A 19,086-nucleotide genomic window follows, 5' to 3' on the forward strand; every position below is an offset into this window, starting at 1 on the left:
GGGGCGGGAGGAGAGCAACAGCTCTCCTCCCGCCCCTCAGCTCACGCATCAGAGAGATGCAGCCAGCGCCTCCAGACGGGAAACGCAGACATCCTTGCCCAGGACCTCCATGCACTCAAACAGCGGCGGGGAGACCTGACGGCCCGTGATCGCCACGCGCAGCGGACCGAACGCAAAGCGCGGCTTGATGCCCATCTCGTCCACCAGCACGGCCCGCAGAGACTCCTCCAGGCGGGCGGCAACGAACTCGCCCTCGCCCAACTCACCGAGCGCACGCAGGGAGGCCGCCAGCACCTCGGCCGCCTCCGGGCGCAGCTTGGCGCGAGCGTCGTCCTCCACACTCACCGGGCCGTCGGTGAACAGGAAGCCCACCATGCCGGGCACCTCACCGAGCAGCTGGACCCGGGACTGCACCAACGGAGACACGGCAGACAGGATCTCCCGCTCACGCTCACTCAGGTCGGCGAAGCAGGGGGCGGCCACGAGGCCAGCGTCGTGCAAGTAAGGCACGCAACGGTCGCGGAAATCATCCTCATCCAGGCGGCGCAGGTGCTCGGCGTTGATCGCGATGCACTTCTTGGGGTCAAAGCGGGCCGGGTTCGGGTTGACGTCGTGCACGTCAAACGCCGCCACCATCTCCTCCATCGAGAACACGTCGTTGTCCGGGGAGATGGACCAGCCCAGCAGCGCCAGGTAGTTGGTCAAGCCCTCCGGGATCATGCCGCGCTCGCGGTGCAGCAGCAGGTTCGACTCCGGGTCCCGCTTGGAGAGCTTCTTATTGCCCTCGCCCATCACGTAGGGCAAGTGACCAAACTCCGGCACCCCCTTCGAGATGCCCAACTCCACCAGAGCGCGGTGCAGCACGATCTGGCGAGGCGTGGAAGAAAGCAGATCCTCGCCGCGCAGCACGTGGGTGATCTCCATCAGCGCGTCGTCAATCGGGTTGACCAGCGTGTAGAGCGGCTGGCCGTTACCGCGCACGATCGCGTAGTCCGGCACGCTGCCCGCCTTAAACGTGATCTCGCCGCGCACCAGGTCGGTGAACGTGATGTCCTCATCGGGCATGCGGATACGCAACACCGCCTCGCGGCCCTCGGCACGGTAGGCGGCCTTCTGCTCCTCGCTCAGGTCGCGGTCAAAACCGTCGTAACCCAGCTTCGGGTCGCGCCCGGCGGCGCGGTGACGAGCCTCGATCTCATCCGGGGTGGAGAAGGACTCATACGCGTAGCCGCCCTCCAGCAGCTTGGCTGCCACGTCCTTGTAAATGTCCATGCGCTGCGACTGACGGTAGGGACCGTGCGGGCCGCCCACGTCGATGCCCTCATCCCAGGTCAGGCCCAGCCAACGCAGGGAGTCCAGGATGGCCGCGTAGCTTTCCTCGCTGTCGCGCGCTGCGTCCGTGTCCTCGATGCGGAAAACAAAGGTGCCCCCAACGTGCCTGGCGTAGGCCCAGTTGAAGAGGCAGGTGCGCACCATGCCCACGTGCGGGGTGCCAGTGGGAGATGGGCAGAAACGAACGCGAACCGGAGAAACTGCTGCAGTAGTCATGATGGGGATAAGTCTATGACCGCTGCCGCCCAGGTGGGATACAGGCGCCGGTCAGCGGCTCAGTTCAAATCTCGCGCCTCGCGGGGCCCGCCAACCCGGGCCTGGGGGCGAAGGGGCCGCCCTGGCCGGACTGCTCGGTGAAGCGACCCAGCCAACCCGGGCCTGGGGGCGAAGGACTTCGACGCCGGGCCAGTGATCGTTGCGCAAACGGTTGTAGGGTTTCCCGACCTCTTGAGCTCTTGGTGCAGCTGTTGAGCTTTTGGTGCACCGATTGAGGGGTTACCCGGCCGGGTAAGCCTACGACTGGTTCACTAAGCCCACGAGAGGTGCACCAACCCTACGAGAGGTGCACTAAGCCCTCAATCGCTTGCGCACACCCGGCACCTACGGCGAGCACCGGCGCCCCATCGAGGCCCACAGCACCCATCCCCGGCCCCCAAGCTCGCAAATGCTGCAACGGGGTACATCCGACCGACCGGTGCCACGCCCCGAGCGGTCGCATGTACCCCGACCGCACGCTTGTGAGCTCGGGGGCACCCCGCCGCCGCCGTCACACCCGCCGCCGCCGTCACACCCGCCGCGGCCGCACCCACCCCAACCGCACTCCCGCAGCGGCCACACCCGCACCCAACCGCACGCCCGCACGCCCGCGCCTACCAGCCCCAGCGGCCCCGGACACGCCCAACCCCGCTGTGCGATTTCACACCAGGTCTCTGTGGATATTCCTAGTCCCCAAAATCGCACCCCCAGTAGCCTGGAAGCATGAAACGTTCTCTGATTGCCCTGGCGGCGAGCGCCGTCCTGCTCCTGTCTGCCTGCTCCAGCCAGGGGGACAACACGCCTGATGCGACTGCGGCTGCCCCGTCCGCCGCCGCTTCTGAGGCCGCCTCCGAGTCCGCCTCTGCTGCCCCCGAGGTCTCTACCACGGAGGCGGCGTCCGAGTCCGCTTCCGCTGAGGCCACGCAAGGCGCTGCCGCTGCCGGCGAGCTGGCCCTGGCCGTCCCGGAGGTGGACGGTTTCACCCCGCTGGCTATCGAGCCGCCCAAGAAGATCTCTTTCAACACCCCGTCGGGTTGCCTGGTGGCGACCGGTGTGGATGCCCCGCCGCCGTTCGAGGGTGCCACCGACCGGGCCGCCTCCGAGCACGCGTTGGAGCACATCGCTGAGGCCATCGGTGGCGGCACTGTGGTGTCCAAGGACGCGATCCAGGAGGTGAAGATGGCTGATGGCACCCAGATGCTCATGCGCTCCGTGACCCTGGAGAAGGACGGCCTCCAGGTTCCGATGGTTATTGGTATCCGCATCGACGTGGAGTCGAACAAGGCGATCCACTTCCTGGGCGCGTGCCAGGACAAGTCCGCCTTCGACGTCACCGAGGCGACTACCTTTATTTCTTCCCTGCGCTTGGAGTCCGGCAACCCCGGTTCTCTCTGATTCTGACTGCCGGGCGTGCGCCTGGCTAGTTGCCTGGACGGCGCGGTTGTGTTCTTGCACGGCCGCGCCGTCCGCCTTTTTGCGTCGCCTGAGCCTCTAGTCTTGTGGGCATGAGTTTTGCGCCAGTTGCACGACGCCGCCGTCATGCCGCCCTCCTTGCCAGTGCCGCCGCGTGTACCGCCTTGCTTGGGGCTTGTGCTTTTCCGTCCGCCGGGTCTGCCGGCTCTGCCGGTTCTCAGCAGGCGGCCCAGGTGGAGGCGCCGCCGCTGACGCTGGTGCGGCCGGAGTTGGAGGGCTGGAACACGTTGCAGGAGAACAACGCGTCCTTCGAGCTCTCGGGGCCGTCCTCCTGCCACTACGTGGGCACCGCGTTCAAGTTGGACACTGATCTGCCTGCGGACTCTGATGAGTCCGCCACGCTCGCCTACCTGGACAAGCAGCTGGAGCGGATCAATCAGCAGGCGGAGCTGAAGGAGCGCAGCGAGCCGCGCGCGATGAGGGGCGCGGATGGCACCGAGTTCATGGCGGTGGAGTTCATGAACCGGCCCCGGCTCACGTCGAAGTCTTACGGGGCGATCGCGGCGCGCGTGGACGTGGAGTCCGGTTCGATGCTGGTGGGGCTGGCGGTGTGCGACGCCATGGATTTTGCTCCCACGGAGTGGAAGGACTTCGTGGGTGGCCTTCGCGTTGCTGGTGGCGAGGCTGGCGGGCTATGAGCGTGTTCGATGATGTGACGCGCCAGGAGCGGGAGCGGGATGCTTCCTTGAAGTGGTCGCGCACCCCGGGCGCGATTGGGGCGTGGGTGGCGGAGATGGACTTCCCTGCCCCGCCGCCGGTGCTAGCGGCGGCGGCCGCCCGCGTGACTAGCGCCCACCTGGGCTACCCCACGCCCGCTGAGACCGCCGAGCTGCGCTCCGCGACGTGCGATTTTGTGCGGGACACCTTCGGTTGGCAGATCGAGTGCTCGAACGTCTACTTGGCGGCCGACGTCCTGTCCGGTCTGGTGGAGATGATTCGGCGCCTGACCCGCCCGGGTAGCGCGGTGGTGGTCCCCACGCCGGCGTACATGCCGTTCCTGACGCTGCCGGCCACGGAGGGCCGCGAGGTGATCGAGGTGCCCTGCTCCCCGGATGAGTCTGGCGTGTACCGGCTGGACCTGGAGGGAATCGAGGACGCGCTTAAGGCGGGGGCGGGCCTGGTGGTGCTGTGTAACCCGTGGAATCCGGTGGGGCGGGTGCTGTCCCGCACCGAGTTGGAGGCGTTGCGCGACGTGGTCAGCCGCTACGACGCGCTGGTCTTTGCCGACGAGATCCACGCCCCGCTGGTCCACTCCCCCAGTGCCGGGGCGGGCCACGTGCCCTACGCCAGCCTGCCGGGGGCGGCCGCGCACACGGTCACCGCGCTGGCGGCTACCAAGGCGTTCAACATCCCGTCGCTGCGCTGCGCCCAGCTGATCGTCACGGACGCGAACCTGGCCGGGCGGTTTGCGACCTCGCTGCACCTGCTCGCCTCGCAGCACTCCCCGGTGGGGGCGGCCGCGAGCGCGGCCGGCTACAGCCGCGCTCGCGGCTGGCTGGCCTCCCTGAACGACTACCTGGCGGGAAACGCCCGTGTCTTTGCCCGCGAGCTGGGGGCCTGCCCCCTGCTGCGCACCTTCCCCATCGAGGGCACCTACCTGGCGTGGGTGGACGCCACCGCGCTGGCCCAGCTGCTGCCCGAGGGCAGAAGCGTCCACGACGTGGTGGTCAAGGAGGCCCTGGTGGACGTGAACAACGGCGGGGCCTGCGGTAGCGCGTACGCCGATTACTTCCGCGTCAACCTGGCCACCTCGCGGGAGCTGGTCACGCAGCTGGCCCGCCAGATCGCCGCTGCGGCCAACGCCTACGCCCAAGCGGGCTGATCTCCCCCGCCCGCCAGCCGCCGGCCGCTGCCCTGCGCCCGTCTGCCCCAAGCGGGCCCACCAGCCCGCCGCCGCCCCTTCCCTTCCCGCGCCGTTACAGCGCGATCACGGGGTTGGAGAAGGAACCGATCCCGGAGACCTCCACGTCCACGCGCTGCCCGGCCTTGACGCGGGCGGCCGGGGCGGGCGCGCCGCACAGCAGCACGTCCCCGGGCAGCAGGGTCATGACGGCAGAGACCTCCGCAACGACGCGGGCGGCGTCCCAGGCGGCGTCGGCCATCTTGGCCTCGCTGACCACCTGGCCGTCCACGTAGGTGCGCAGCACGGCCGCGGCCGGGTCGAACTCGTCGGCCAACGCGATCCACGGCCCGAGCGGGCAGGAGGTGTCCCAGCTCTTGGCGCGGGTCCACTGCCCGTCGGCGTCCTGGGCGGTGGCGCTGGTGAAGTCCGCAGCCGCCGTGTAGCCCAGGATCACGGCGGCCGCGTCGGCCTGCGCCACGTTCTTGCACAGCGACTTGATCACCACAGCCAGGTGCGTCTCCACGTGCAGCTCGCCCGCCCACGCCGGCGGGTTTACCGGCACGTCGGGCCCGATCACGGCGGTGTTCGGCTTGGCGTACAGGAAGGGGGCGGCCGGGGCGGCAGCGTCGTCCACCGGGAAATTGCCGGCCACGCCGATCACCTTCGAGCGCGGGATCACGGGCGAGAGCAGGCGGACCTCGTCCACGCTGGTGATCTCACCGCGCGGCTTGGTGCCGCCGAAAAGGGGGTCGCCGTCCAGCACCACGATCCGGTCGGAGTCCGGCTCCAGCACGCCGTAGGCGGGAACGTCTGCAAGGGAAAAACGAGCAATGCGCATGGTATGAGGATACGGGCGGCGCGTTCATACCGACGCATGACCTGCAAACCGGCCGCGCCCATTTAGGCTCCCACCATGACAGATTCGATTCCCGCCCCCGGCCCGGTCCCCCCACGGGCCGCCGCGCAGATTGGGACTTCCTTGGTGGACGACGCTGCCGCCCCCACCGCCCCGCCCACGCAGGCCGCCCTCCCGGTGGACCAGGCCGCCCTGCCAGCCCACGCTAATGCCCCGGAGAGCAAGTCGCCGTGGACGCAGAAACCGCGCCCGTGGTGGCCCCAGCTGCGCAAGGGCCCCTACCTGGGCGGCGCGGGCCGCGTGACCGGCCTGGACGCGGCGCGCGGAATCGCACTGCTGGGCATGGTCATCGCCCACGCCGGCGCCATCGACGCGGTGGGCAACACGCCACGCTGGCTGGGTTTTGCGCACGGGCGCGCCTCCATCCTCTTCGCGATGGTGGCGGGCATCTCCCTGGCCATCATCACCGGCGGCACCAGGCCGCGCGAGGGCGAATACTTGCTGCGCGACCGCCTGCGGATCTTCACCCGCGCCGTGGTGCTGCTGGTGCTCGCCTCCGTGCTGGAGACCCTGGCCACCCCCATCGCCGTGATCCTGGGGGCCTACGCCCTCTGGTTCGTGCTCGCCCTGCCGTTCGTGCGGTGCAGCGTGCGCGCCCTCTTGGCCTGGGGGTTCTCGTTCGCCGCCCTTGGTAGCACCGCCATCTTCCTGGTCGAGGAGGCCTCGGTCAGGTTCGGCTACTATCCCGGCGGCTCGCCCGGCAACGGCTTCCTGTCCATGCTCTTCGTCTCCGTCTACCCGGCGGTGGTCTGGATGGGCTTCGTCCTGATCGGCATGGCGATCGGGCGCAGCGACCTGACCAAGCCCAGGGTGCTGCTGGCCTACGGCGTCAGCGGCCTGCTCCTGTTCGCCGCCTTCGCCGCCCCGTTCGTTGCCAAGGACGGCGTCAACCCGCTGCTGCGCATCGACGTCGACAACGGCATTGTTGACCCCTTCGGCAGCTACCCGGGCATCAGCGTCCCGATCCCGCCGCAGCCCTCGCCCGAGCCACTCGGGCCGGACATCCGGGGCCTGGCGGCCGCCACCACCCCGCCCCCCGGGCTCGAGGAGGGCGTGACCGGAAACGACATCACCGCCCCCAGCGACTTCATGTGCATGGAGGACGGCGAGCTCTACCCCTGCACCGGCGAGGAGTTCGGCCGGATCACCACCACCTGGACCGAGGAGGACTGGCGCTACTACGACGGCCTGATGGGGCCGCAGGAGTTTGCCCCCGGGGAGGATTCTTCCTTCTGGCAGCGCTACGTCTCCCACGTCTTCACGATGGACCCCCACACGGGTTCCCCGTTTGAGGCCCTTTCCTCCGGTGGTTTCGCCATGGCCGTGATCGCCGGGTGTGTGGCGATCGGGCGGCGCCTGAAGTACGCGCTGGCCCCGCTGGCCGCGGTCGGCTCCATGTCCCTGACCGCCTACACCATCCACGTGGTAACCACGGCGGTGCTCACCAGCACTGGCTACAACAGCTCCAACGCGCCCCTGATCTGGCAGGCGGTCGGCCTGAGCGTATTCGCGCTGGTCTGGGCGTGGTTCTTCCAGCGCGGGCCGCTGGAGCAGGCCATGGCCTCCTGGGCCGATCGCGGCTCCTCGCTGCCGCGCAGCCGCGGCCGGGACTAGCCGCGCTGCCAAAACGGGGGAAGTCCCGGGACATCGCCGTAGATGTCCCGGGACTTCCTAGTTCCGCGCCCCGGTTGGCGGGGCCGGGTGGGTCTATTCCTTCTCGGCGTGGGTCACCCAGGCGTCGGTGGGCAGCAGGCGGGGCAGGCTCTCGCGGGCGGCCTCGTCGAACACCGGCTCCTCGATTCCCCGGGCACGCTGGGCGCGGTAGTTGCGCACCACGGCCAGCACCCAGGGGGAGAGCACGATGATGGTGAGCAGGTTGAGGATGCCGAGCAGGCCCAGGGCCACGTCGCTCATGGCCCACACGGTCTTCAGGCTGAACACGGTGCCCAGGCCGGCGGCGGCGGTGACGATCACGCCGTTGACCACGTGCAGGTCGCGCTTGCGGGAGAGGAAGTCGATGTTGACCTGGGAGTAGGAGTAGATGCCCAGCAGCGTGGAGTAGGCGAAGATCAGGATGATGATCGCCATCGGGGTGGCGGTCCAGGCGCCCAGACCGGCCCCGATCGCCTCCTGGGTGAGCACCGCGCCCCGGGAGGCCAGGTCCACGCCGGGGGCGTAGATCTCCGGGCCCGCCAACAGGATGGCGATGCCGGTGGTGGTGCACACCAGGATCGTGTCGATGAAGACACCCAGGGACTGGATAAGGCCCTGGCTGACCGGGTGGGCCACGGTGGCGGTGCCGGCCGCGTTGGCGGCCGTGCCCAGACCGGCCTCGTTGCTGAACACGCCGCGGCGGGCGCCGTTGAGGACGGTGGCGAGCACGCCGCCGGCGATGCCGCCCAGGGCCGGGTCCAGCCCGAAGGCGCCCCGGAAGATGTCAGAGAACACGCCCGGGACGGCGGTGATGTTGAGGGCCACGATCACGGCCACGGCGATCATGTAGACCACTGCCATGGCGGGGGCCAGCCACTCGGTGACGCGGGCAACGGACTTCACGCCGCCGATCACCACGGGCGCCACCAGCACCATCAGGCCGATGCCGGTGGCCCACATGGGCACGCCGTGGGTGGCGGAGAAGATCTCTGCCACCGTGTTGGCCTGCACCATGGTGACGCACAGGCCCACGGCGAAGATGAACAGGGACGCGAACACGCCACCTAGTGCCTTCGAGCCCAGGCCGTGCTCCATGTAGTAGGCCGGGCCGCCCCGGTAGGAGCCGTCGCGGTGGCGCACCTTGAACACCTGCGCCAGGGCGGACTCCGCCAGGGAGGTGGCCATGCCCAGCAGCGCCACCATCCACATCCAGAACAGCGCGCCCGGGCCGCCGTAGACCAGCGCGAGGGCCACGCCGGCGATGTTGCCGATGCCGACGCGGGAGGCGATGCCGACCGCGAAGGCCTGGAAGGAGGAGATGCCGTGGGAGGCGCGCCTGCTTCGCATCAGCGCGCGCAGAGCGTCGGGCATTAAGGTGAACTGGCCGCCGCGCATCAGGACGGTGAAGAAGATGCCCACCAGCACCAGTAGTCCCACCAGCACATAGCCGTACAGGTAGTCGTTGATGGCGCCCAGGACTGCGGTGAGGCCGCTGTTTTCCGCTTCCATGCTTGCTCCTAGAAGGGCCTTGCCCCGGCCTGCCTGCCCAGGGCGTGAGGGATAAGGGATTTTCTCCCCTTTTACCCGCTTTTGGGATGGGACGTTCAGCTAGTGAACGCTAATGGGAAAATGGTCTTATGGCTGCGGCACTGAATGAATTGTTGGATGAGCTGATCGACCGGGCGGAGGCCGCCGGCGGGGACGACGCTGCCCAGCCGGCGCCCTCGACCGGGATGCTGGTAAGCGAAGAGGCGTTGGCCGATGCCTTTGCGAGCTGGGCCGCCTCCACCGGTCGCCCGCTCTACCCGCACCAGGAGGAGGCGTTCTTCGAGGTGCTGGCGGGCAGCCACGTCATCGCAGCCACACCTACTGGCTCCGGCAAGTCGCTTATCGCGGCCTCTACTCACCTCTACAGCCTGGCCCGCGACGACCGCACCTACTACACCGCCCCGCTGAAGGCGCTGGTGAGTGAGAAGTTCTTCGAGCTGGTCAACCTGTTCGGGGCGGCGAACGTGGGCATGCTGACCGGCGACACTGCGATCAACGCTGACGCCCCGATCATCTGCTGCACCGCAGAGATCTTGGCGTTGGCGGCGCTGCGCGAGGGCCCGCAGCTGGACGTGGGCACCGTGGTGATGGACGAGTTCCACTTCTACGCCGACCCGCAGCGCGGCTGGGCCTGGCAGGTGCCGCTGCTGTGCCTGCCGCAGGCTCAGTTCGTGCTGCTGAGCGCCACCCTGGGTGAGGTGGACTGGCTGCGCCAGGACCTGGAGCGGCGCACGGGCCGGCCCGTGGCGCTGGTGGAGGGGGCACAGCGGCCGGTCCCGCTGGAGTTCGAGTACTCGCTGGAGCCGATCCAGGACCTTTTGGAGCGGCTGGTGGGAACGGGCCGCTCCCCCGTCTACGTGGTGCACTTTTCCCAGAAGGAGGCGATGGAGCGTGCCCAGGCGCTCACCTCCATCCAGGTCACCAGCAAGGAGCAGCGGGCCAGGATCGCCGCCGAGCTGGAGGGCTACCGCTTCAACACCGCCTTCGGTCGGGTGTTGTCCAAGCTCTTGCGCCTGGGGATCGGCGTGCACCACGCGGGCCTGCTGCCGCGCTACCGCCGCCTGGTGGAGCGCCTGACCCAGCAGGGCCTGCTGCCGGTCATCTGCGGCACGGACACGCTGGGGGTGGGAATTAACGTGCCCATCCGCACGGTGGTCTTCACGGGCCTGACGAAGTTCGATGGGCAGTCCTCCCGCCACCTCACCGCCCGGGAGTTCCACCAGATCGCCGGGCGGGCCGGGCGCGCCGGCTTCGACACGGTGGGTTACGTGGTGGTCCAGGCTCCCGAGCACGTCATCGAAAACGCCAAGGCGCTGGCCAAGGCCGGGGACGATGAGAAGAAGCGCCGCAAGATCGTGCGCAAGAAGGCCCCAGAGGGATTCGTCAACTGGACGGACAAGACCTTCGAGCGGCTGCGGGATGCCGCCCCGGAGAAGTTGAGTTCCCAGCTGCAGATCACGGCGGCGATGATCCTGTCCGTGTTGCAGCGCAGGGGCGCCGACCCGGTGCGGGTGCTGGCGGAGCTGCTGACGGACAACCACGAGCCGCGCAGCGACCGCAACGAGCTGGTGCGCCAAGCGGTGCGGATCTACGCCTCCCTGCGCGATGGGCAGATCGTGCAGCACGTCTCGAGTGCGCAGGCGGCGGCCGATGGTCTGCCGCGCCTGCGCCTGGCGGCGGACCTGCCGGAGCGTTTCGCGTTGGATGCCCCGCTGGCGCCGTTCGCGCTGGCGGCCCTGGACCTGCTCAACCCGCAGAGCCCGGACTACGCCCTGGACGTGATCAGCGTGTTCGAGGCGACTTTGGAGGACCCGCGCCCGGTGTTGTGGGCGCAGGAGAACGAGGAGAAGGGCCGGGTGGTGGCCGCCTTGAAGGCGGACGGGGTGGATTACGACGCGCGCATGGAGGCGTTGGAGGACGTCACCTGGCCGCGCCCACTGGCGGCTTTGCTTTCCCCTGCCTTTGAGATGTATCGCCGCACGCACCCGTGGGTGGGTGGCAATGAGCTGGCCCCGAAGTCGGTGGTGCGCCACATGATCGAGCACGCCATGACGTTCGCGGATCTGATTAGCCGCTACGACTTGGCCCGCAGCGAGGGCGTGGTGTTGCGCTACTTGACGGACGCTTACCGGGCGCTGCGGCGCGGGGTGCCGCCGGAGGCGCGCACGCCCGAGTTGGATGCGATGGTGGCCTGGCTGGGCTCGCTGGTGCGGGCGGTGGATACCTCGCTACTGGACGAGTGGGTGGCGCTGGGGCTAGACGAGGATGGCGATGGTGAAACCGACCGGCTGCCGGGCGGCGAGCAGGCGCCGGCCGAGCTGCCGTTTGGCGCGGAGGCGGACGGTTTTGTGCGGCCATCGCGGGTGCCCGCCCGCGTGCGGGCAGCTGTGCGTACCGCCATGTTCAGGCGCGTGGAGTTCATGGCGCGCGACGATGTGGAGGGCTTGTCCCGTTACGAGGGCGGCACCGGGTGGAGCTTTGACCAGTGGGACCAGGCACTGGGCGCCTATTGGGAGGAACACGAGTGGATCGGCACGGACGCTGCGGCGCGCGGCGGGGACTTCGTTGAGATCGTCGAGCGGGTTGACGTTGAGGCGCTGCTAGCTGCCGGATTGGCAGACCTGGGTGGCGAGCGCCTGGAGCAACTGGCGGGCCCGGGGCGTTGGCTGGCAATCCAGACGCTGGATGATGAGGCCGGCGAGCGCGACTGGCGCCTGGTGGTGCTGGTGGACCTGGCAGAAACCGATCAGCGCGCCCGGGAGGCCTACGACGCCGGTTCTCTCGCCGCTGGCGGCACCGACAAAGCAGGAACCGCCCGGCCTCAGACTCGCCTGCCGCTCGCACTGGAGGCGGTTTACTTTGGACCGCGCTGACTAGGACAGCTGGCTGGCAATTTCCTTCGTGGCCGACGTCCCACCCGCCGCCCCGTGAGCGCGGCCGCTGCGCGTTGCGCGGGCAGCGGTTTCGGCTCTGCCCGGGGCGGCACTAGGAGCCCGCTGATTCCTTCCAGGCGGCCAAGATGGGGGCCAGGAGCGGATCTGCCGCCTCCTCAGCGGTGGGCTCGTCTAAGTCCACGCCGTCGTTGGGCCTGCCCAAGCTGACCACGATCGGACCGGGGAGTTGCAGGGCGCGTACCCGCGTGAAGACTGCCGGCAGGTCGGTGCCGTCCTTCACGGTGAGCGTGGTTCCATCCTCCCGGCGAGACACCAGGACCGAGTCGCCCAGCAGCTGGCTCAGCTCGGCCGCCTCCTGCCCGGTGGCCAGCTCCGCCCCCAGGCCCACCTGGCCCGCGTGGACCTCCCAGCCCTCCCCCAGGCGGTCGAGGGCCGCCCAGCCCTTTGCCGGGGAGTCGAAGAGCAGGAACCTGCCCCGGTAGTCCGTGGCGCCCAGCTCCCGGATCAGCGGAAAGTCGGCCACTCGGGCGACGTCGGGCAGCGCGTCCGCGAGGTGGCGGAAGGGCTCGGTGACCCAGCCCTCGGCTTCGGTCTGCGGGTCCCCGGCCACCAGCTCCGGGCTGGTGGTGACGTAGGCGGTGTAGACGCGCCCGTACTCCCGTTTGCCGTCCCGGTAGGAGGCGACCCCGAGGGGCAGCTGGCAGGCGTCGAAGCCGTCGCCGGTGGTGGCGATGATCCGTTCGGATGCGCCTGCGGGCAGGGCGGCCCGGGCCCGCTCCCACTCCCCTGCTGAGGTGGCCTCCGTGACGTTCAGGCGGGAGTAGCCCCCGTCCTGGGGCCAGGACACGCACACCACTGTGGGCAGCCGCGTGGCGTTGGCCAAGATGTCCAGTGCCGCCGCGTAGCCCTCCTCGGCGTTGCGGGCCTCGACGCTGGCCAGGAAGCGCTCTGGGCCGGTCATGCCGGGACGAAACTGGTGCCGTGCGCCCGGGTAGTGGCGCTCCATCCACGCCCTGGCGGCGTCGGTGTCGTCGATGGCGCACCCGCCCAGGAAAGCGAGCGCCAGCGCGGAGAGTAGCGCGAGCGCCGCAGTCCTCCCGGTGGGGGCTGCGGCGCCGCGCTGTTTCCTTGGCACGGTAGCCACTAGGCGAGCCTGTAGAGCCAGCCGTGCCTGTCTGGCAGCTTGCCCAGCTGAATAGAGGTGAGCTCGTCGTAGATGGACTGGGTGACCGCACCGGGTTCGCCTGCACCGACTTGCTCGTCGAAGCCGCGCCCGGCCAGGCGCCCGATGGCGGTGACCACGGCGGCGGTGCCGCAGGCGAACATCTCGGTGACCTCGCCGCTGCGCAGGGCCTCCACCAGCCAGTCCAGGGCGATGTGCTCCTCGCGCACGTCCACGCCACGGTCGCGCAGCAGCTGGATGATGGAGTTGCGGGTGCAGCCCTCCAGGATCGTGCCGGTCAGGGCCGGGGTGCGCACCACGCCGTCTCGGGCCACCACGAACACGTTCATGCCACCCAGTTCCTCCAGGTGCGTGTTGGTGGAGTCCAGGTAGCAGACCTGGTCAAAGCCGCGCTCGGCGGCCTCGAGCTGGGGCAGCAGCGAGGCGGCGTAGTTGCCGCTGGTCTTGGCCGCCCCGGTGCCGCCGACTGCGGCCCGGTGGTACTCGTCTGTCACCCAGATGGACACGGGGTGGAATCCGCCCTTGAAGTAGGGACCGCACGGGGAGGCAATCAGGTCGTAGGTGACGGTCCTGGCGGCCCGCACCCCCAGGAAGGACTCCGAGGCGTACAGGAAGGGCCGCAGGTAGAGCGTGGAGCCCTCCTCGCTGGGCACCCACTCCACGTCGGCGCGCACCAGGTCCACCAGCGAGGCCAGGAAGTCCTCCACCGAAAGCTCCGGCAGGGCCAGGCGACGCGCGGAGGCGTTCAGGCGGGCGGCGTTCCAGGTGGGGCGGAAGGTCCACACGCTCCCATCGGCGTGCCGGTACGCCTTCAGGCCCTCGAATACCTCCTGGCCGTAGTGGAGCACGCTCGCGCCGGGGGCCATGGCCTTGGGGCCGTATGCCTCCAGGCGCCGCTCGCCCCAGCCGGAGTCCGCACGCCAGACCGCGCGGGCCATGTGGTCAGAGAAGACCTCACCGAAGCGCAGGTCCGCCATGAGGTGGTCGCGCTCGGCGGCCGGCTTGGTCTCCACCCCGACAACGACCGGGAAACGGCCCGAAACCTCGTCGGCGGCGGGCCCGCCCTGAGCTGCGATCTGCTCGATCGGCGTAAGCGTCATTCCAGTTCCTCCTGCTTTGGCAGTCCTAGCCTAGACCCGGCGCGCCCTAAGACAGGCGCGCCAGAACGTCGGCCCCCACTTCCTGCGTGGAAAGGCGGCCGGTGCGCTCGGAAAGGTGGGCGGTCACGGCAGCCTCGATCGCGCGGGCGGAATCGGCGTGGCCCAGGTGCTCGGCAAGCATCGCGCCGGAGAGGATGGCCGCGATCGGGTCGGCGATCCCCTGCCCCGCGATATCCGGGGCGCTGCCGTGCACCGGCTCGAACATGGAGGGGTGCACGCGCTCAGTGTTGATGTTGGCGCTGGCGGCCAGCCCGATGCCGCCGGTGACGGCAGCGGCGAGGTCCGTGAAGATGTCGCCGAACAGGTTGTCGGTGACCACCACGTCAAACTGCGCCGGGTCCACGGCCAACGCGATCATGGCGGCGTCGATGTGGAGGTAGCTGGTGGCAACCTGCGGGAACTCCTGCCCGATCTCCTCCACGCAGCGGGCCCACAGGCGCCCGGCGTTGACCAGCACGTTGTGCTTGTGGACCAGGGTGAGCTTGCCGCGGCGGGCCGCAGCGCGTTCGAAGGCGTCGCGGACCACGCGCTTTACCCCGAAGGCGGTGTTGACGCTGACCTCGGTGGCGATCTCCTGATCGGTGCCCGCGCGCACCACGCCGCCGTTGCCGCAGTAGAGGCCCTCCGTGCCCTCGCGCACCACCACCATGTCGATCTGCGGGTTGGCGGCAAGGATGGAGGCGGAGCCCGGGTAGGTGCGCGACGGGCGCAGGTTCACGCCGTGGTCCAGGGCGAAGCGCATCTTCAACAGCAGCTCGCGCTCAAGCACGCCGGAGCGCACGCGCGGGTCGCCGATGGCGCCTAGCAGGATCGCGTCGTGGGAGTCGATGTCCGCCAGGTCCTGCTCGGTGAGCACCTGGCCGGTGGCCAGGTAGCGGCGCGCACCGAGATCGAACTCGGTTGCCTCCACCTCCACGGGCAGGGCGGCCCGCAGCACGTTCAGGGCCTGGGGAACAACCTCCTGGCCGATGCCATCACCTGGAATGAGCGCGAGCTTGATCGTCATGGGCAAAGCTTAGCCCCGGTCCAGATAGCGGATTAGCCCGTCTCGCATGTCGGATGAAGGCGGGGTGGGTGCCGCGCGGCCGGGCTCTCGCAGCGGCACGGCGGCAACGTCGTCCACAAAAGGCCGGACCGGCGAGAGGCTAAAAGGCCACCCGCCGGTCCGAAGAAACGCCGTGCTAAATCAGCGGCCGGCAGAGCCGTCCACGTAGTCGGCGTCGCGCTGAGAGGCGGACCAGGAGAAGAGGGAACGCAGCTTGCGGCCGGTCTCCTCCACCGGGTGCTTCTCGCCAGCGGCGCGCAGGGCCAGGAACTCGGGGGCGCCGGCGGCCTGGTCGTCCATGAAACGCTTGGCGAAAACGCCGGTCTGGATGTCGGTCAGGACGTCCTTCATGTGCTCCTTCACGTCCGGGGTGACAACGCGCGGGCCGGAGACGTAGTCGCCGTACTCGGCGGTGTCGGAGCAAGACCAACGCTGCTTGGTGATGCCACCCTCGTTGATCAGGTCGACGATCAGCTTCAGCTCGTGCAGCACCTCGAAGTAGGCGATCTCCGGCTGGTAACCGGCCTCGACCAGGGTCTCGAAACCGTACTGGATCAGCTGGGAAACACCACCGCACAGGACGGCCTGCTCGCCGAACAGGTCCGTCTCGGTCTCCTCGGTGAAGGTGGTCTTGATGCCGCCGGCGCGCAGGTTACCCATCGCCTTGGCGTAGGAGAGAGCCAGCGCCCAGGCGTTGCCGGTGGCGTCCTGCTCCACGGCCACGATCGCGGGCACGCCGCGGCCCTCCTCGTACTGGCGGCGAACGGTGTGACCCGGGCCCTTCGGGGCGACCATGCACACGTCCACGGTGTCCTTCGGGGCGATGTAGCCGAAGCGAATGTTGAAGCCGTGGGCAAAGAACAGGGCGGCACCGTCCTTCAGGTTCGGCTCGATGTCCTGCTTGTAGATCTCCGCCTGGAACTGGTCCGGGGTCAGGATCATCACCACGTCGGCGGAGGCGACCGCCTCGGCAACGGTAGCCACGGCCAAACCGGCCTCGGCAGCCTGCTCGCGGGACTTGGAGCCCTCGCGCAGACCGACCACCACGTCCACGCCGGAGTCGCGCAGGTTGAGCGCGTGGGCGTGGCCCTGGGAGCCGTAGCCGATGATGGCTACCTTCTTGGACTGGATGACGGCGAGGTCGGCGTCGGCGTCGTAGAACATTTCAGCCACGGTTGTTCTCCTTGAACTGTTGGGTGAGAGAGGCGGGGCCGCGCGTGATTGCAACGGCGCCAGACTTTGCAATTTCGGTAATTCCGTAGGGGGACAGCGCCTCCAGGAGCGCTGCGATCTTGGAGCGCGAGCCCAGGGTCTCGACCACGATCGAGTCCGTGTGCACGTCCACCACGTGGGCCCGGAACAAGTCCACGATCTCCAAAACTGAGGTCCGGTTGGTGGCGTTAGCGGCCACCTTCACCAGCATGAGCTCGCGCTGCACCGAGTTCTCGGCGTCCAGCAGGTGCACCTCAAGCACGTTGACCAGCTTGTCCAGCTGCTTGCGGATCTGCTTGAGCGCCTCCGGGTCCGGGTCCACCAGCGCGGTCACGCGGGAGATGGTGGGAACCTCGGTGGGGCCCACGGCCAGGGAGTGGATGTTGAAGGCGCGGCGCGCGAAGAGCGCCGAGATGCGGGTGAGCACGCCCGGCTTGTTCTCAACCAGGATGGAAAGGGTCTTCAGGCCGGTCACAGCATTTCCTCCTCGTCGTCCCAAGCCGGCGCGATGTCACGCGCGTACTTGATCTCGTCATTAGACACGCCGGCGGCGACCATCGGCCAGACCATGGCGTCGCGGCCCACGCGGAAGTCAATCACCACAGGGCGGTCGTTGATGGAGTTGGCCCACTGGATCGCCTCTGCCACCTCTTCCTTGGTGTGGACGCGGCGGGCCTCGCACCCCAGGGCCTCGGCCAGCTTCACGAAGTCGGGGATCACCACGTCCTCGTACCCGGTGTGCAGGTCGGTGTTGGAGTAGCGCTGCTCGAAGAAGAGCGTCTGCCACTGGCGCACCATGCCCAGGGAGGAGTTGTTGATGATCGCCACCTTGATCGGGATGCCGTTCAGGGAGCAGGTGGCCAACTCCTGGTTGGTCATCTGGAAGCAGCCGTCCCCGTCGATGCACCACACGTTCGCGTCCGGGCGGGCCACCTTGGCGCCCATCGCGGCCGGGACGCCAAATCCCATGGTGCCCAGGCCACCGGAGGAGATGTAGGTGCGCGGGCGCTCGTACTTGATGAACTGGCTGGACCACATCTGGTGCTGGCCCACGCCGGTGACGAACACGCCGTTCTCACCCGCCAGCTCGCCGATCTGGGAGATGACATACTGCGGGGAGAGCAGGCCGTCCTCCGGCTCGCTCCAGCCCAGCGGGTAGGTGGAGCGCATCTCGGAGAGCTTGTAGACCCACGCGCTCAGGTCCGGGCGGCCCATGGTGGCGTAGGCCTGGGTGGCGGCGCGGGTCAGGGCGGGCAGCGTGAGCTTGACGTCGGCCACGATGGCGACGTCGGCCTTGCGGATCTTGTGCAGCTCGGCGGCGTCGATGTCGACGTGCACCACCTGCGCCTTGGGGGCGAAGGAGGAGGGCAGGCCGGTGACGCGGTCGTCGAAGCGCGCGCCCAGGGCGACGATCAGGTCGGCCCGCTGCAGCGCGCCCACCGCGGCCACGGTGCCGTGCATGCCGGGCATGCCGTAGTGGAGGGGGTGGGAGTCGGGGAAGGCGCCGCGAGCGTTCAGAGTGGTGACGACGGGCATGCCGGTCGCCTCGATGAACGCGGCCAGTTCCTCGCTGGCACCCGCGCGGGAAACACCACCGCCGACGTAGGCCACCGGCCGCTTCGCCCGGGCGATCAGTTCCGCTGCGGCCGCAACGCGAGATTCGCGCGGAGTGGTGGGCGGATGGTAGCCGGGCAGGTCCATCTGGACCGGCCAGGTGAAGTCCATCTCCGCCACCTGGACGCTCTTGGGGATGTCGACCAGGACCGGGCCGGGCCGACCCGAGCCCGCCAGGTGGTAGGCCTCGGCGATGACGCGCGGGATGTCGGCTGCCTCCGTGACCAGGTAGGAGTGCTTGGTCATCGGCATGGTGGCGCCGACGATGTCAGCCTCCTGGAACGCGTCCGTTCCCATCGCGGCGCGGCCCACCTGGCCGGTGATGGCCAGGACGGGCACGGAGTCCATGTTGGCGTCGGCCAGCGCGGTGATGAGGTTGGTGGCGCCGGGGCCAGAGGTGGCCATGCAGACGCCCACCTTACCGGTGGCGTGGGCGTAGCCCTCTGCGGCGTGGCCCGCCCCCTGCTCGTGGCGCACCAAGATGTGGCGCAGCTTGGCGGAGTAGAGCTCGTCGTAGATGGGGAGGATGGCCCCGCCCGGCATGCCGAAGACGTCGGTGACGCCTAGAGCCTCAAGGGTGGCTACTACCGCCCGCGCCCCGTTCATGCGCTGGGGCTGCACGACGTTGCCGCCCTCCATCGATTCCGCGGTGGCGGGCGCTGCGGTCTCTTCCGCATTGCTCGTCATGCTTTCCTCCCTCCCTCGGGTTTGGCTCCGCAAACATACAAAGCCCCGCATGCCGGCCGACGCAGGTTGACTGCGTCAGAGCGATACGGGGAACAACATGGGGAAACACTATCTCGTTGGGTGGCGAGTAGTCACGCAACCCCCCGCTGCGTCCACATCCTGGGATAACGGTCCACAAAATGAACGATCGGATTGGCGGGTTGTCGGAAGCCACCATGCCGGCGCCACACAACCCGCCTAACAGCGAGCCTAGGCCAGGGCCGGGCGCGTA

The 19,086-nt window shown here is 69.0% G+C and carries 14 protein-coding genes; 5 read left to right on the plus strand and 9 right to left on the minus strand.

Going from position 1 to position 19,086, the window contains the following annotated elements; all coding sequences use genetic code 11:
* Positions 1 to 48: 48 nt before the first annotated feature.
* A complete protein-coding gene (gene gltX, locus ABYF38_RS02310) occupies positions 49 to 1,548 on the minus strand; it encodes a glutamate--tRNA ligase (protein ID WP_371152515.1) in 1,500 nt (499 codons plus the stop codon).
* Between the two features lie 762 nt (positions 1,549 to 2,310).
* Between gltX and ABYF38_RS02315 the strand changes: the two genes are divergently transcribed.
* The 3 genes from ABYF38_RS02315 (at position 2,311) to ABYF38_RS02325 (ending at position 4,882) form a co-directional block, all read left to right on the plus strand.
* Positions 2,311 to 2,982, plus strand: coding sequence for a hypothetical protein (locus tag ABYF38_RS02315; RefSeq protein ID WP_371152516.1), 672 nt, complete (start codon positions 2,311 to 2,313; stop codon positions 2,980 to 2,982).
* 251 nt (positions 2,983 to 3,233) lie between these two features.
* The gene (locus ABYF38_RS02320) at positions 3,234 to 3,698 is read left to right on the plus strand and encodes a hypothetical protein (protein WP_371152517.1); all 465 of its coding nucleotides are present in this window, start codon (positions 3,234 to 3,236) and stop codon (positions 3,696 to 3,698) included.
* Positions 3,695 to 4,882 carry an aminotransferase class I/II-fold pyridoxal phosphate-dependent enzyme gene (locus tag ABYF38_RS02325; protein WP_371152518.1) on the plus strand — a complete coding sequence of 396 codons (1,188 nt, stop codon included), beginning with the start codon at positions 3,695 to 3,697 and terminating at the stop codon, positions 4,880 to 4,882. Before ABYF38_RS02320 ends, ABYF38_RS02325 begins: the two co-directional genes overlap by 4 nt.
* A 94-nt stretch (positions 4,883 to 4,976) precedes the next feature.
* On the opposite strand, the gene ABYF38_RS02330 is transcribed toward ABYF38_RS02325, so the two are convergent.
* Positions 4,977 to 5,741: a fumarylacetoacetate hydrolase family protein gene (locus tag ABYF38_RS02330; RefSeq protein ID WP_371152519.1), complete on the minus strand. Its 765-nt coding sequence runs from the start codon at positions 5,739 to 5,741 to the stop codon at positions 4,977 to 4,979.
* Between the two features lie 75 nt (positions 5,742 to 5,816).
* Between ABYF38_RS02330 and ABYF38_RS02335 the strand changes: the two genes are divergently transcribed.
* Positions 5,817 to 7,433, plus strand: coding sequence for a heparan-alpha-glucosaminide N-acetyltransferase domain-containing protein (locus ABYF38_RS02335; protein WP_371152520.1), 1,617 nt, complete (start codon positions 5,817 to 5,819; stop codon positions 7,431 to 7,433).
* 93 nt (positions 7,434 to 7,526) lie between these two features.
* Here ABYF38_RS02335 and ABYF38_RS02340 read toward each other — a convergent pair whose 3' ends face one another.
* The gene (locus ABYF38_RS02340) at positions 7,527 to 8,981 is read right to left on the minus strand and encodes an alanine/glycine:cation symporter family protein (protein WP_371152521.1); all 1,455 of its coding nucleotides are present in this window, start codon (positions 8,979 to 8,981) and stop codon (positions 7,527 to 7,529) included.
* A 128-nt stretch (positions 8,982 to 9,109) separates the two neighbouring features.
* Here ABYF38_RS02340 and ABYF38_RS02345 point away from each other — a divergent pair, with 128 nt between their 5' ends.
* Positions 9,110 to 11,893, plus strand: coding sequence for a DEAD/DEAH box helicase (locus ABYF38_RS02345; protein ID WP_371152522.1), 2,784 nt, complete (start codon positions 9,110 to 9,112; stop codon positions 11,891 to 11,893).
* A 112-nt stretch (positions 11,894 to 12,005) separates the two neighbouring features.
* On the opposite strand, the gene ABYF38_RS02350 is transcribed toward ABYF38_RS02345, so the two are convergent.
* The 6 genes from ABYF38_RS02350 to ABYF38_RS02375 form a co-directional block, all read right to left on the minus strand.
* Entirely contained in the window at positions 12,006 to 13,058 is a 1,053-nt protein-coding gene (locus tag ABYF38_RS02350) for a hypothetical protein (protein WP_371152523.1), read from the minus strand.
* Positions 13,058 to 14,197, minus strand: coding sequence for a branched-chain amino acid aminotransferase (locus ABYF38_RS02355; RefSeq protein WP_371152524.1), 1,140 nt, complete (start codon positions 14,195 to 14,197; stop codon positions 13,058 to 13,060). The genes ABYF38_RS02350 and ABYF38_RS02355 overlap by 1 nt, the downstream gene beginning before the upstream one ends.
* Positions 14,198 to 14,243: 46 nt before the next feature.
* The gene (locus ABYF38_RS02360) at positions 14,244 to 15,263 is read right to left on the minus strand and encodes a 3-isopropylmalate dehydrogenase (protein ID WP_371152525.1); all 1,020 of its coding nucleotides are present in this window, start codon (positions 15,261 to 15,263) and stop codon (positions 14,244 to 14,246) included.
* 180 nt (positions 15,264 to 15,443) lie between these two features.
* Complete coding sequence (ilvC, locus tag ABYF38_RS02365) at positions 15,444 to 16,466, minus strand: ketol-acid reductoisomerase (protein WP_371152978.1); 1,023 nt, start codon at positions 16,464 to 16,466, stop codon at positions 15,444 to 15,446.
* Position 16,467: 1 nt separating this feature from the next.
* Positions 16,468 to 16,989 carry an acetolactate synthase small subunit gene (gene ilvN / locus ABYF38_RS02370; RefSeq protein WP_371152526.1) on the minus strand — a complete coding sequence of 174 codons (522 nt, stop codon included), beginning with the start codon at positions 16,987 to 16,989 and terminating at the stop codon, positions 16,468 to 16,470.
* Positions 16,986 to 18,815, minus strand: a complete 1,830-nt coding sequence (locus ABYF38_RS02375) for an acetolactate synthase large subunit (RefSeq protein ID WP_371152527.1) — start codon at positions 18,813 to 18,815, stop codon at positions 16,986 to 16,988. Before ABYF38_RS02375 ends, ilvN begins: the two co-directional genes overlap by 4 nt.
* Positions 18,816 to 19,086: the final 271 nt, after the last annotated feature.

This window comes from Buchananella sp. 14KM1171 (assembly GCF_041380365.1).
GTDB lineage: Bacteria > Actinomycetota > Actinomycetes > Actinomycetales > Actinomycetaceae > Buchananella > Buchananella felis.

Excerpts from the sequence above, each read along its gene's own strand:
- gltX (WP_371152515.1), bottom strand. The coding sequence starts at position 1,548 with ATGACTACTGCAGCAGTTTCTCCGGTTCGCGTTCGTTTCTGCCCATCT.
- ABYF38_RS02315 (WP_371152516.1), top strand. The coding sequence starts at position 2,311 with ATGAAACGTTCTCTGATTGCCCTGGCGGCGAGCGCCGTCCTGCTCCTG.
- ABYF38_RS02325 (WP_371152518.1), top strand. The coding sequence starts at position 3,695 with ATGAGCGTGTTCGATGATGTGACGCGCCAGGAGCGGGAGCGGGATGCT.
- ABYF38_RS02330 (WP_371152519.1), bottom strand. The coding sequence starts at position 5,741 with ATGCGCATTGCTCGTTTTTCCCTTGCAGACGTTCCCGCCTACGGCGTG.
- ABYF38_RS02335 (WP_371152520.1), top strand. The coding sequence starts at position 5,817 with ATGACAGATTCGATTCCCGCCCCCGGCCCGGTCCCCCCACGGGCCGCC.
- ABYF38_RS02340 (WP_371152521.1), bottom strand. The coding sequence starts at position 8,981 with ATGGAAGCGGAAAACAGCGGCCTCACCGCAGTCCTGGGCGCCATCAAC.
- ABYF38_RS02345 (WP_371152522.1), top strand. The coding sequence starts at position 9,110 with ATGGCTGCGGCACTGAATGAATTGTTGGATGAGCTGATCGACCGGGCG.
- ABYF38_RS02355 (WP_371152524.1), bottom strand. The coding sequence starts at position 14,197 with ATGACGCTTACGCCGATCGAGCAGATCGCAGCTCAGGGCGGGCCCGCC.
- ABYF38_RS02360 (WP_371152525.1), bottom strand. The coding sequence starts at position 15,263 with ATGACGATCAAGCTCGCGCTCATTCCAGGTGATGGCATCGGCCAGGAG.
- ilvC (WP_371152978.1), bottom strand. The coding sequence starts at position 16,466 with ATGTTCTACGACGCCGACGCCGACCTCGCCGTCATCCAGTCCAAGAAG.
- ABYF38_RS02375 (WP_371152527.1), bottom strand. The coding sequence starts at position 18,815 with ATGACGAGCAATGCGGAAGAGACCGCAGCGCCCGCCACCGCGGAATCG.